General features: G+C 42.8%; 15 protein-coding genes. 9 read left to right on the forward strand and 6 right to left on the reverse strand.

Going from position 1 to position 13,112, the window contains the following annotated elements; all coding sequences use genetic code 11:
- Window positions 1-127 precede the first annotated feature (127 nt).
- From ACQKFO_RS11725 to ACQKFO_RS11735, 3 genes are read left to right on the forward strand one after another with little or no spacing between them, the layout of a single operon-like run.
- Window positions 128-1,135 carry a tripartite tricarboxylate transporter substrate binding protein gene (locus tag ACQKFO_RS11725; protein ID WP_427598912.1) on the forward strand — a complete coding sequence of 336 codons (1,008 nt, stop codon included), beginning with the start codon at window positions 128-130 and terminating at the stop codon, window positions 1,133-1,135.
- A 53-nt stretch (window positions 1,136-1,188) separates the two neighbouring features.
- Entirely contained in the window at window positions 1,189-1,647 is a 459-nt protein-coding gene (locus tag ACQKFO_RS11730; protein WP_427598825.1) for a tripartite tricarboxylate transporter TctB family protein, read from the forward strand.
- A 12-nt stretch (window positions 1,648-1,659) separates the two neighbouring features.
- Entirely contained in the window at window positions 1,660-3,174 is a 1,515-nt protein-coding gene (locus ACQKFO_RS11735; RefSeq protein WP_427598826.1) for a tripartite tricarboxylate transporter permease, read from the forward strand.
- Between the two features lie 47 nt (window positions 3,175-3,221).
- On the opposite strand, the gene ACQKFO_RS11740 is transcribed toward ACQKFO_RS11735, so the two are convergent.
- Complete coding sequence (locus ACQKFO_RS11740; RefSeq protein ID WP_427598828.1) at window positions 3,222-3,911, reverse strand: response regulator; 690 nt, start codon at window positions 3,909-3,911, stop codon at window positions 3,222-3,224.
- Between the two features lie 12 nt (window positions 3,912-3,923).
- Entirely contained in the window at window positions 3,924-5,507 is a 1,584-nt protein-coding gene (locus tag ACQKFO_RS11745) for an ATP-binding protein (protein ID WP_427598829.1), read from the reverse strand.
- A gap of 157 nt (window positions 5,508-5,664) precedes the next feature.
- Between ACQKFO_RS11745 and ACQKFO_RS11750 the strand changes: the two genes are divergently transcribed.
- Window positions 5,665-6,078 (forward strand): ion channel, encoded by a 414-nt coding sequence (locus ACQKFO_RS11750; protein WP_427598831.1) that lies wholly within the window; start codon window positions 5,665-5,667, stop codon window positions 6,076-6,078.
- A 117-nt stretch (window positions 6,079-6,195) separates the two neighbouring features.
- Window positions 6,196-6,603 carry a YbaN family protein gene (locus tag ACQKFO_RS11755; protein ID WP_427598833.1) on the forward strand — a complete coding sequence of 136 codons (408 nt, stop codon included), beginning with the start codon at window positions 6,196-6,198 and terminating at the stop codon, window positions 6,601-6,603.
- 98 nt (window positions 6,604-6,701) lie between these two features.
- Here ACQKFO_RS11755 and ACQKFO_RS11760 read toward each other — a convergent pair whose 3' ends face one another.
- Together ACQKFO_RS11760 and ACQKFO_RS11765 are read right to left on the reverse strand one after the other, a co-directional pair.
- Window positions 6,702-7,148, reverse strand: coding sequence for a hypothetical protein (locus ACQKFO_RS11760; protein WP_427598834.1), 447 nt, complete (start codon window positions 7,146-7,148; stop codon window positions 6,702-6,704).
- A gap of 10 nt (window positions 7,149-7,158) precedes the next feature.
- Window positions 7,159-7,497 (reverse strand): ASCH domain-containing protein, encoded by a 339-nt coding sequence (locus ACQKFO_RS11765; RefSeq protein ID WP_148968086.1) that lies wholly within the window; start codon window positions 7,495-7,497, stop codon window positions 7,159-7,161.
- A 163-nt stretch (window positions 7,498-7,660) separates the two neighbouring features.
- Between ACQKFO_RS11765 and ACQKFO_RS11770 the strand changes: the two genes are divergently transcribed.
- The 4 genes from ACQKFO_RS11770 (at window position 7,661) to ACQKFO_RS11785 (ending at window position 10,323) form a co-directional block, all read left to right on the forward strand.
- Window positions 7,661-8,599: a DMT family transporter gene (locus ACQKFO_RS11770; RefSeq protein WP_427598835.1), complete on the forward strand. Its 939-nt coding sequence runs from the start codon at window positions 7,661-7,663 to the stop codon at window positions 8,597-8,599.
- A gap of 145 nt (window positions 8,600-8,744) precedes the next feature.
- On the forward strand, window positions 8,745-9,290 hold the full coding sequence (locus ACQKFO_RS11775; protein ID WP_427598836.1) for a DUF3189 family protein: 546 nt from the start codon (window positions 8,745-8,747) through the stop codon (window positions 9,288-9,290).
- Window positions 9,291-9,404: 114 nt separating this feature from the next.
- The gene (locus ACQKFO_RS11780) at window positions 9,405-9,548 is read left to right on the forward strand and encodes a hypothetical protein (protein WP_427598837.1); all 144 of its coding nucleotides are present in this window, start codon (window positions 9,405-9,407) and stop codon (window positions 9,546-9,548) included.
- Between the two features lie 139 nt (window positions 9,549-9,687).
- Window positions 9,688-10,323: an FMN-dependent NADH-azoreductase gene (locus ACQKFO_RS11785; RefSeq protein WP_427598838.1), complete on the forward strand. Its 636-nt coding sequence runs from the start codon at window positions 9,688-9,690 to the stop codon at window positions 10,321-10,323.
- Between the two features lie 41 nt (window positions 10,324-10,364).
- Here the strand turns inward: ACQKFO_RS11785 and ACQKFO_RS11790 are convergent, their stop codons facing one another.
- Both ACQKFO_RS11790 and ACQKFO_RS11795 read right to left on the reverse strand, forming a co-directional pair.
- A complete protein-coding gene (locus ACQKFO_RS11790; RefSeq protein WP_427598839.1) occupies window positions 10,365-11,639 on the reverse strand; it encodes an MFS transporter in 1,275 nt (424 codons plus the stop codon).
- Between the two features lie 33 nt (window positions 11,640-11,672).
- Window positions 11,673-12,971, reverse strand: coding sequence for an alkaline phosphatase family protein (locus ACQKFO_RS11795; RefSeq protein ID WP_427598914.1), 1,299 nt, complete (start codon window positions 12,969-12,971; stop codon window positions 11,673-11,675).
- Between the last annotated feature and the right edge of the window lie 141 nt (window positions 12,972-13,112).

The raw sequence follows: 13,112 nt of genomic DNA on the forward strand, positions 1-13,112 counted from the left end.
ACTTTATAAACAATATACCCACAAAGTTCCTTTTGCCGTTTATTTACGATTTATTTTATTAAGTTTCTGAATTTTCTATAATGAAAGCGTTATCAATAATATTCAGAGGGGGAAATGGTTGATGAAAATGAAAACAGGTATCATGGCTATCATTTTATCAAGTTTACTAGTTGTCACTACGGCATGCGGAGGATCGAATTCTGCAAGTAATTCTGAAAGTGATGGGGAATGGACTCCGTCTAAACCAATTGAAGTCGTTGCTCCAGCTGGTGCCGGCGGAGGTTGGGATACAACGGCCAGGACCGTTTCAAAGGTTATGGAAGAACAGAAAATCATTGAAGAGCGTATGGCTGTAGTCAATAAACCAGGTGGCGGGGGCTCTGTCGGCTGGTCCTATATTAATAGTAAAAAAGGAGATAACCACACGATGTTCGTCACGTCTCCACCGATGTTCTTTGTTCCCTTAAATGGGCAGTCGACATTGTCTCATAAGGACTTTACACCTATAGCCGGGGTGATCGCTGACTATGCAGCCTTTGTTGTAGACGCCGATTCACCTTATGATACGATGAATGATCTTGTCGATGCATTAAAAAAGGATCCGACATCAGTATCCATTGTAGGGGTTTCTTCACCGGGAAGCATGGATCACATGCAGTTCGTAAAAGCGGTTAAGGCAGCAGGGGTAGATGTTAAAAAGCTGAAATATGTTTCGGCTCAAGACGGATCCGGAATGAGCATGCTCCTCGGGGGAAAAGTGGATGTGTACTCGACGGGACTTGCGGAAGCTTCTGAACAAGCCCGTGCAGGCAAGGTAAAGGTTCTGGCGATTACAGCTCCCGAACGTTTGGAAGGAGATACGGTTTCAGAGTTCCCGACGTTAAAAGAACAGGGGATTGATGATGAATTTGTTGTGTGGCGTGGATTCTTAGGACCAAAGGATATGGATCCCGATGCCGTTGCTTATTATGAGAAAGCGTTTAAAGACATGATCGAAACGGATCAGTGGAAGGAAATGCGGGATAAGTTTGGCTGGACGGACAACTACATGTCTTCAGAAGAGTTCAGTTCCTTCCTGGATGAAGAGTACAAAGAAATTGAAGCATTAATGGAGGAAATCGGCTTGAAAAAATAATGGGGTATGGAGCAGAAACATCTGCTCCTTCCATTTTAATAGGAGTGAGTCACATGAGAACAAAACCAGATCGAATCATCTCAATACTTTTACTAGTTTTTGCCGGGATCTATTTAGCTCTCAGCTTTCAGCTTCCTGCATTTCCATACGCCATTATCGATAGTGACGTCCTTCCGAAAGGGCTTGGATTCCTGCTCATTCTTTTAGCGGTTGTTTTGTTTTTCCAGGCGAAGGATGATACAGGAGAAGATAAAAAAAGACGATATGTCAAAAAAGAAGATGTCATCATTCTTTTATCGGTATTAGGAGCACTGCTCGTATATATTTCTTTACTTGAACCGCTCGGATTTTTATTATCTACTATTCTATTTTTGTTAGTCATCCCGTTTGTATTGGGCTTCAAAAAGAAACTCACAACGGTATTAGTGGCCTTTCTATTTTCAGGCATCATGTATTATTCATTTAACTATTTACTCAACATTACATTACCACAGGGGATTCTACCCTTTTAGGAGGTGACGGGCATGATTGAAAGTATATTATATGGATTTCAAGTAGCATTCACCCCGGAAAACTTATTTTTCGCATTTATTGGGGTGTTGGCTGGTACGATTATCGGGATGCTGCCTGGATTGGGTCCGATCAGCGCCATTGCGATCATGATTCCCCTGAGTTATGGGATGTCTCCGGCTTCCGCCTTGATCCTGATGGCAGGGGTTTATTACGGTGCCGTGTTTGGCGGCTCGACTTCTTCGATTCTATTAAATGCCCCTGGTATTTCAGGGACAGTGGCAACAGCTTTTGACGGATATCCCATGGCAAAGCGGGGGAAGGCAGGCAAAGCACTCGCCATAGCGGCCATATCATCTTTTGCAGGTGGAACGATAAGTGTAGTGGCACTTATGCTGGTCGCACCTTATATGGCTAAGCTTGCCATTACGTTTGGGCCAACTGAGTATTTCGCTCTAATGCTTCTGGGACTCACAGCGATTTCGAGTTTATCTGAAGGGTCCACGAATAAAGCATTGATCTCGGCGACGATTGGATTGATCATCGCAACTGTCGGGATCGATCAGCAAACAGGTACACAGCGTTTCACATTCGGGAACCCGGGTTTATTAGAGGGGATCGACTTTCTGATTATTGCTTTAGGATTATTTGCATTATCCGAGGTTTGTCAGTTAATTATCTCACGGAATGAAAATACGTTGAAAGGGAAGAGTGCTGTTGGCAGCTTAAAGCTTGAGAAGAAGGAATTAAAGGAGATGGCAGGACCGATTGGCCGTCATTCCGTCCTTGGCTTTATTTTGGGAGTCCTGCCTGGAGCAGGAGCAACAATCGCTTCATTCCTTTCCTATATTTCAGAGAAACGTTTATCCAAAGATCCATCTTCTTTTGGAAAAGGGAATATCAAGGGACTGGCCGCGCCGGAAACGTCCAATAATGCTGCGACAAGCGGGGCATTCGTTCCCTTGTTAACATTAGGGATACCAGGGTCTGGAACCACTGCTGTACTACTTGGTGCCTTACTTGTTGTAGGGGTGCAGCCGGGGCCATTGATGCTTCAGGATCACCCGGACGTTTTCTGGGGAGTCATCGCAAGTATGTATATCGGGAATCTTTTTCTATTGATACTTAATTTACCGCTCATCCCGGTACTGGCAAAAATCTTGTATATTCCGAAGCAGCTGTTGATCGCATTGATCATTGTATTCTGTTTAATAGGGGTATACGCAGTCAGCTTCAACACGTTCCATCTGTACTTGCTTGTAGGATTTGGCGTGTTAGGCTATTTGTTGAAAATGTTCAAATTCCCTGCACCGCCATTTATTCTGGCGTTTATATTGGGGGGGATGATGGAGCAATCCTTCAGACAGGCGATGACGATCTCAAATGGATCTTATAGTGTGTTTTTTCAAAGTAATATCACCATCGGATTACTGATCGTTTCATTCCTTTCACTGGTTCTCCCTACCATTTTAGGATTTATGAGAAGAGGGAAGGCCATGGGAAGTCAGGATCTGAAGAAAGAAGCGTGATCAATAGAAAAGTAGTGAAGCCTCAATGCCTCACTGCTTTTCTCTTATTATTGAAAGAAATATTTTCTCTGAGGTCTCCCGACACCTCCATAGGTAAGCTCCACTTTGATTTTCTTTTGGGAAACAAGATACTCCAGATAGCGCCTGGCCGTTGTACGGGTCACGCCGACTTCCCCTGCCATTTCCTCAGCCGTATACCCCCGGTTGTGATCGGCTCCTATCCTTTTGAGTATGGATTCCAATGTAATCGTATCGATCCCTTTTGGGGGTTGTTGGACGGTTTGAATGTTACTCGTACTTTTCTTTCTATTAAATAAAGTGTCCACTTCATGTTGATTTTCTACTTGAGAATCATTCATTCTCTCTTTATACTGTTGATATTTTAATAGAGTATCCTGAAATCGGTTAAAGATAATGGGTTTCAGGATATAATCGAATGCCCCGCCACGGATGGCATTGGAGATATGCTCGGTTTCCTTTGCTGCTGTTACGAGAATGACATCTGTGCTGCGATAATGTTTTCTGATCTCCCATAGAAACTCACTGCCGGTTCCATCAGGAAAGTAGACGTCAAGTAAGATTAAATCAGGATTAACAACAGGTAAGACTTTCTTGGCTTCTGCGATGGTAGTGGCAATCCCGGCTACCTGAAAACTTTCCATTTGAGCGATGTACTGGCTGTTGATTTCTGCTGTTTGAATATCATCTTCTATAATGAATACGTTCCACTTACGCAATACTTTCTCCCCCTAATGTTGCTTTGGAATACTAATCGTAAACCAAGTGCCCCCAAGCTCACTATCTTCTACTGTAATGTAACCGTTCAGATGCTCCACACTTCTTTGCACCAGATGAAGACCGATGCCCCTGTCTTTACCGGCTTTTGTGGAATAGCCTCTTTCAAATACTGAGTTTATATCCTGAATTCCCGCACCACTGTCTTCTATTTCGAAAATGAAATCATCACCTAAATCAGTCATAAACAATTGAACCCGCCTGTTGTGTAGTGGCTGGGATAAGACTTCTTCAAAGGCATTATCAAGAATGTTCCCAATGATGGTAATCAATTTTTCCTGCTGCACATCTATAAGTGGCGTTGTGATTGAGCTATCAGGATGGATCGAGAACAAGACCTTCAACTCTTGAGACCGATTATACTTTCCAATGATCAGGCCTGCCAAGACAGGGTCAGGTACCGCTTTCAACAGAAATTGAATCAAGTCTTCATATCCAGAGGATTCCTCCTGTATGAGGGCTAATGCCTCTTCATGATGGTGAAGTTGAATGAGACCTGCAATCGTATTCAGTTTGTTTCTGTATTCATGTGTCTGTGAGCGCAATATGCCTGCATATTCTTGAACCTGAGAAAGTTCATTAGTGAGCTGATCGATTTCATCTTTTCTCCTGAAACTGGCTACCACCCCGACGATTTTTTCCTCTTCAAAAATAGGGAGCCTGTTGACGATGAGGTCATGATGATTTAATGAAATCTCATCATCGAGCTGGCTTTCCCGCGTTTTTAGAACATCCATCATTTTCGTATCGGGAATGACTTCTAGAATATGTCTCCCCCTATTGGAGGATTGATGATCAAGGGCCAGGATACTGTGGGCTTTAGCATTGATTTCCGTAATCGATCCATGTTGATCGATTGCAATGATTCCTTCCCGGACCGATTCGATGATGGCCCGCTTTTCCTTGAACTGCATGGCAATTTCAGCAGGTTCCAAACCGAAGATCGCTTTTTTGATTCCTTTCCCAATGAAAAATGAACCTATGACTCCAATTAATAGGATGACGGTGACGAGTATCAGTACCTTCGTACGATAGGGAATGACGATGTCACGGATACTGTCTTCAAGAAACCCGACTGACACTACCCCAATGATTTCGTTTTGGGCGTTTCTTATGGGGACCTTTCCTCTAACAGATGGTCCTAATGATCCCCTTGCATGAGAAACATATGATTCACCCCTTATCAGGGCTCTTTCATTGTCTCCACCGACCATCTTTTTCCCGAGACGTTCAGGCATGGGGTGAGAGTAGCGAACAGAGTCTCTATTGCCGACAACGATAAAGGTGGCCCCTGTTTCTTTTCGAATATCTTCTACAAGGGGCTGGATGATCTCTTCCGGCTGATTTGCATGAAAGGCCTCGATGACAGCCGGCATCTTGGATACAGATTGTGCCACCGCCAGTGCTTGTTTCCCTTTCAAGTCCGTTAATGTTTCGGACAACATCCTGAAAAAGATGATTGATAGGGATAAAATCAATAATGAAAGAAGTGCTAATACAATAATGATAATCTTGGATTGAAGTGAGAACTTTTTCATTGCAGGTTCCTTCTTTTCGGAAAATTCTATTATTACTAGAATAAAAGAGTTGATGGGTTTGCACAAGGGGAGATGAGAATCTACTATAGATGAGTTTTAAACATACAACACGTGGTATATGAAACATAGTACTTTTAAGAGGAGGATTCATAACGTTTTGGCAAGCATCGTTACAATCGGAGCCATCATTTTCATCCTGGTAAACTTGATCTATTTCTTTAAGGATAAGCATTTCAAATACAGTTATTTTAGTACAACTCTTTTTTATAAGTTGTTTTTCGTACTTTTCAGTATCATGATTGCATTTGCTGTACTCTATTATGTCCTGTCATTTGAGAATCCGATGCTGCGAGTCAGTTCACCCAGTGGCAAGCCGGTAGAGCATACGTTTCTCAATTATCTATATTATAGCGGGGTGACCATCCTGTCAGTAGGATACGGAGATTATATCCCGACAGGCCACATCCGGTTCTTTGCACTGCTTGAGGCAGCCATAGGATTGCTGCTTCCGACAGCCTATTTCATGAAGGTTTTGGAGTCGAAGGGAAAAGAGAATAAGGAGAATGAATAGAAGAGAGGATCTGACTTTGGTGTGAGCGTATACTTCACAAATGTCAGGTTCTTTTTGTTCCTTGCCAGCTTCTTTCCTCATGAATAGAATAGAGAGGAAATGAAAGGTTAAAAAGGAGTGGCCGTAATAAAGAAAATAAAGAAAATAAAGAAAATGCTTTATATATTATTAGGTATGTTATTTATGGGAATCGGGATTGTAGGCATCGTACTTCCTCTAATACCAACGACTCCACTTTTGTTGTTAGCATCCTTTTTCTTTGTAAGGGGATCCGAACGATTTGAGGTTTGGTTTAAAAGTACCAGTGTATATAAGAAGCATTTAGAAGGTTTTATTCGTCATAAATCCATGACACTGCGCCAGAAGGTTACGCTGCTGATTTTTTCAGACATCATGATTCTCATACCGTTGATTTTATCAGATAGTCTGATAGTGAAAGTAATCCTGAGTTTGATCATTGTGTATAAGTATTATTATTTTATTTTTAAGATAAGGACTGTAGCAGTTCGGGGGGATGGACGGTGATGTGGTCATGGAGACTAGTTAATTTATCTCCAAAAAATAGCGTGTATCAGGTACAAATGACATCCATTGTACCTGGTACACGCTATGAGTCAACTCCATTACATCCACAAATTCGGCTTCACGACCATAAACCATAGCATAGCCAGTAGAAGGATTAGATAAATCCAAACGGTCCGATTCAATTTCCCCACCAGCCATTCCCGGTCAGCGTCATCTTCTCCAAATTTCCGTAGTGTCGGTGAGAACGCTCTTGCGAGAAAGAACAGGGAGCAGAACATAATGACGAGGGTCATGATGATCCACGGTGTACTCCACATCCAAGGTCCGAGTAGCACCAGGAGGATTCCCGTTCCGACGAGCACATGTCCCGAATGCTTGGAAAGTTGGACCGTGAATCGGAACGTGTCCAAGTACGAAGGTAACACGGAATCAGAAGCGGTCCGTAGTTTTTTCATCATCGGCAATAGAATGAAAAATGGGCCGATGGAAGCCACGACGCTGATCACATGCAGGTAGATGAGCGTTCTGTATAATAAATAATCCATCCGTTGTACTCTATTCGTTCACTAATGTGAATTCGTGCACCCAGACTTTCATGCTCGGGTGCCATGGCATGCCTGGGTGATAAGAGAGAATGGCTTCTTTATATTCCTCAACAGTATTAAACCCTTCCTGCTTGGCATGATCATCTGTCAGCTCACCAAGTGATTGGGAGTAGACGCTTTCTACTATGTATTTCTTTCCTTGAAGCTCCATGATTTCTCCAATATCAGCGTATCGTCCGTTTCTGCGGGTCGCCGTTTTCTCACCCTTAATCACTTTCTCAACGTCCTCAGCTTTAGTTACCAGACGGTCGATCGTACACGTTTTTGGCGGTAGTTGTTGATTTGTCATTTTACAAAACCCCTTTCGACCTTTAACTATAGCATAGTCTGGGTTCAGGAAGATGGTCGATTACAAAAATTGTTTCACGATTCGAAGTTATTTCCTGGCAGGGAACTTCATGGGGTGCTATGATGGGTGAATACTAAATACAGAAAGAAGGCCTCAGGGAGAAGTGAAAAAGTGGCAAATATATTTGATACTTGTGTTCATCATGTTGATTTGGGGCTTTAATGTTCCTGCACTAAAGGTTTTGGTGAGTGAATTTACGCCGGTAACGATTACATCTCTTCGCATTTTCACGGCAGGGATTACGGTATTTATCGTTCTTGGTATCATGAGGAAAATAAGAAAACCAACGGCTAAAGAGTTCTTGTTCATTATCTCGGGTGGCTTGTTGAATGTGGTCAGTCATCATTACTTCTTATCGGTTGGTTTAACAGGGACGTCGTCGACAAACGGTGGTCTCATATTGGGAACCGGTCCTTTGTTGACGGCTTTAATGGCAACCATCATCCTGCGAAACCGGCCTACAGTGATTAAAATCATCGGGTTTCTGTCAGGAAGTGTCGGAGTTGCGATCATTGTGTTGTCAGGCGGAGAGGGATTAGGCGGACTGAAGACCGGGGATCTGTTTATCTTTATCTCCATCTTTTCTCAGGCCTTAAGCTTCATTATCATCAGCCGGGCAGCCAAAACACTGGACCCCCGATTACTTACGGGTTATATGATGGTGTTCGGTTCCATTGTCTTATTTGCCATTAGTCTGGTAACAGAGCCGGGAGCACTGAAAGAGTTAGGGAATGCCTCAAGCTCGATTTGGCTTCTATTCTTTGCGTCTGCCATTTTGGCAACGGCAGTAGGGCATATGATTTACAACCATTCAATCGGGAAAATCGGAGCCGCTGAAACATCGATTTTCCTGAATCTCAATACCTTTTTCTCCCTCGTAGGAGCAGCCATTTTTCTTAATGAAACAGTGACGATTTATCACCTGATCGGATTGGTGTTCATCGTGCTTGGAGTAGTATGCGGTTCAGGTACGCTTGAAGAGATCGTCATCAGAAGAAAACAAAAGAGATTCTTAAAAGAAAAACAGAGACATCAGATGTAGATGCCTCTGTTTTTTTGTTTTTCACCAAAGGATAATCGATCGGTAAACACAACGGAATTTAAAACTACGTGCAAACGGCATTGCGGATAGTCCTCTTTCTTTCTGCCCATACTGAAGAAAAAGTAATCTCCTGTGGGGTGGTTCGATGATTTACATTTACAATGACTTTGGCGGGACTCATACAACGTCTCTTGCAGCAGCATATCATCTGCATATTCTAAAGCCTTCAAACAGCCCATTAACTAAGAACGAAATCCTCAATATTCCTTACTTTAACCAGCTAACGAAAAAAGAGGCCGGACAAATCCTTTTTCGTGGGATGGACGAAGAGAATAACCCCGTGTATACGATAGGAAGGAGATCTTCAAAATACGTCGTTCCTGCACTAACTGATTTATGTACCATCCTCCTTAGAAGATATGGAGAAAGGGAGAAAGTCATCATTTCCAACACTTCGCCGACAGTACCTCCCCTCATGACAGCTGGTGGCTTCCTATCAAGGGAGCTGGGAATCGATTCGATAGGTGTGCCCCTTCTCGTGAAAGGGGCACAGCAATGCCATGATCTAATCTACCATCTCGTTGAGGAAACCAAACAAGTTTCCAAAGCTTCTCATGAGCAGGTAGTTGTGTTGGAAAATAAAGAATATCAATATAAAATTGGAAAAAAGCATATCTTATGGAAGATATAAATAATATAATAAGTAAATACTACTAGGTAAAAGGTTTGTCTTGGTGAAGTACAGGACGAACCGGTTAGAATCATACATAAAGGTTATACTACAGAAAAAACGGAGGTGTCGACATTGGAAGGTAAACCATTTCACTATGATGGCAGTCACCATTTCGCAACAGGGGAAGCACAAGAAAACACTCCATTTGAACTAACAGATGAAATGAGAAAGAATATCGGGGGAAACCCTTTTGAAACAGGCGGGGAAGATGAGTGAAAAATCACATGCCCCCGCCAAAAATCGGATGTTGTCTATCAGACAGCATTCTTTTTTTTATATGACCAAACCTGGGATAATTCCTTCTTTTTCACACAAAATAATAGAGTGGAAAATATGAGTAAAGGATGGATGAAGAATGGCAAAAGTACTTTATATTACGGCGCATCCCCATGATGATACTCAATCGTACAGCATGGCAGTAGCGAAAGCATTTGTGGATACATACAGAGAAGTGAATCCTGACGATCAAGTAGTCCACATTGATCTGTACCGTGAACATATTCCCCATATTGACGCTGATGTGTTTAGTGGATGGGGGAAGCTTCAAACAGGAAAAGGGTTTGAGGAGCTTTCATCAGAAGAAAAGTCGAAAGTGAATCGTCTGAATGAGTTATCAGAACAGTTTATTTCTGCAGATAAATATGTGTTCGTTACACCATTATGGAACTTCTCATTCCCACCGGTGATGAAAGCGTATATTGACTCTGTAGCGGTTGCCGGTAAATCGTTTAAGTATACGGAACAGGGACCGGTCGGATTACTGACAGATAAAAAAGCTATTCATATCCAGGCACGAGGTGGCATTTACTCAGAGGGACCTGCAGCCGGTATGGAAATGGGGCATCGTTATCTGGACATCATCATGCAGTTTTTCGGCGTACCTTCCTTCGAGGGGGTATTTGTGGAGGGGCATGCGGCGATGCCTGATAAAGCCCAAGAGATCAAAGAGAGTGCCATTGCAAGAGCGAAGGATGCCGCTCATACATTTTAAACAAAGGGAAGAGCCTGAACATATGCGTTCAGGCTCTTTTATTATACAATTGTAGGCTTCTCGATCTCATTTCCTTTTGGCTCAGGGACGAAGGCAAGAATCACAAGTCCTATGATAAAGAGGACGACGAGACTGAATACGCCGCTATTGGATTCACCTGTCACTTGGGCGGTGACGGCAACTAACAATGGTCCGAGGATCGAGGCGAATTTACCAAAGATATTATAGAAGCCAAAGAATTCATTGGCATTTTTCTTCGGAATTAATTTTGCAAAGTATGCCCGGCTCAATGCCTGGATTCCACCCTGAGAAGAAGCAACGAGCATAGCAAGGATCCAGAAATCCATTGTGGTCTCTAAGAAGTAAGCGTAAATGCAAACGATGATATAAACGAAAATCCCTACATACAACATCTTTTTCCCTGTGAATTTCTCTGCCAGCCTACCGTAAAGAATGGCAAAAGGTCCAGCCACCACCTGAGTCACAAACAGGATGATCAAGAGATTAGTGGATGTGATCCCTAGATCCGTTCCGTATGCAGTTGACATCGTGATGATGGTGCCGACTCCATCAATATAAAAGAAATAAGCAAGAAGAAAAAGAAATAGTGCACGGTATTTCCTGATTTCTTTCATCGTTTTACCGAGACGTTTAAAGCTATTGGCAACGGGGTTCTCTTCACGCTCGATAAAGAAGCGCTGATGGACATTTTTTATTAAGGGGATGGCAAAGAGTCCCCACCATAAAGCAGTAATGATGAACGCGATTTTACTGGCGATGGTAACGGAGAAAGGGAGTACCCCATTTTGAGATAATATGATGATGGCGATACTTATGATAAACGGAATCGTGCTCCCGATGTACCCGAATCCAAATCCACGGGATGACACCCTGTTCATTCGCTCTTCTGTCGTTACGTCGGTTAAAAAAGCATCATAGAAAACATTGGAGCCAGCTGAACCGACCGCTGCCACTGTATAAAAAATTAACAGAAGCAGCCACTGATCGCTTGGAACGAAAGCAAGCAGGGCAGTAAATGTAACACCGAGGGCAAAGAAGAAGGTAAAGAACTTCTTCTTGTAGCCTTCATAATCGGCAATCGTTCCAAGAATCGGGCCAATCATAGCGAGGATAAAGGTGGCGATCGCGATGGTGTACCCTAAATAAGCAGTGGAATTTGCCGCACTGACACCTGCGTTAGAAGCAGCAGCCTTATAAAATAGCGGAAATACGGCTGTCGAAATGATAATGGAATACGCTGAGTTTGCCCAATCATAAAAGATCCAGCTGCTTTCTTCTCTTGAGAAACGTTTCATTGTTTTTCCCCCTAAGGAAACAAAATCTCTTCTTTATATATCCAGCAAACCTTCAATCACTTTTCCATCTGTTGACCCCAGATTAAGGCCGAGCATGCGTGCCAGTGTTGGGCCTTCATCCACTAAATGCATATAAGGAATTTCAACATTTGACCGGATCCCTTTTCCGGAAGCCATGAAGATGGTGGAGTAGTCTTCTTTTTTAGGAGAGTATCCATGAGATCCATACGTATAACGCTTTTCCTTCACATCTTCCGGGGTGATGGTATGAATGAAGGATCCTGTTGAAGAGTCTTTAAAGTAAAAGCCGTGTCGTGCTTCAAGCATAAACGAACAATGTTCATCTGCTCCTATTCTACCTGCTTCTTCACCGGTGAGTATGTCTTCAATTCCGTTCGAAGGATTTCTTTGGAGTTCGTAAACAAGGGATCTGACAACCTCCATCGTTTTCTCATCCTTTGTGTACACGTAAGCCGATCCATCACATCCTTTGCAATATGCTTTCCAGTCGGTTACCTTTCCCCTGGCATTCACTGTGATTAACCCATGTTCCTTGAAAAGGACGTTCAATTGAATAGCCTTCGATTCATCCAATGCACTATGATCTCCAAGAGCGACAATGGTTGACTGTTCATAGATGCCGTTTTCCTTTAATGCCCGGATGATTTTCCCTAAACGGGCATCATGACGACGAATGGCAGCATGTGCTTCTTCTGAAGAAAAACCATGGTAATGACGTTGTGTATCAAGGTCGGTAAAGTGGACAAGCATTAGGTTGGGATTCTTTTTGATCGTTTCTACCGCCGATTCCAGAACGAAATCATCAAGCTCCGGTTGATTAAGGCCATTACGGATATGACCAAAGAGACGGTTCATGTGTAATTGATAGAGAGGACTGCCATTGAAAAGGGAAACAAGAATTTGGTTATGCCACGAGCGATTGGCGAAAACCTCCGGCATATTATAATCAATATCCCCTTTGGCTGTAACAGGCCAAAGAAGAGCGGCCGTGGTCATCCGGGCTTTCTTTGCTTCGTCATATAAGGTGGTACCCTTAATAGCGCTTCGATGCCAATGCCAATCAGGAGAAACACGACCCGGTTGAAGGAGAGTATTGTTTATAACCCCATGCCGATTAGGGTACTTACCTGTGACGATTGTTGCATGACAAGGATATGTCACAGAAGGGTAAATGGTCTCGACATTTTTGCAGAAGGACCCGTGAGAAAGTAATTCTTGAAAGTGGGGAAGACCTTTTAGAATCGGGTAATCCAAAGCAGACATGCAATCGAAAGAAATGACAATCAGGTGATCCGTAAGACGAGTCATAATGGCCTCCAGCTTTCGCGTAGGATTGTACTATATACCTATTAATATAGCAGAACATTCAGAATAAAAATATGAAATTTCGATTATGCATGTTAATGAATCGTAAAGACGGAGATTTAAATAAAAAACAGAGATGGTGAAACT

Source organism: Rossellomorea sp. NPDC071047, assembly GCF_050270195.1.
Lineage (GTDB): Bacteria > Bacillota > Bacilli > Bacillales > Bacillaceae_B > Rossellomorea.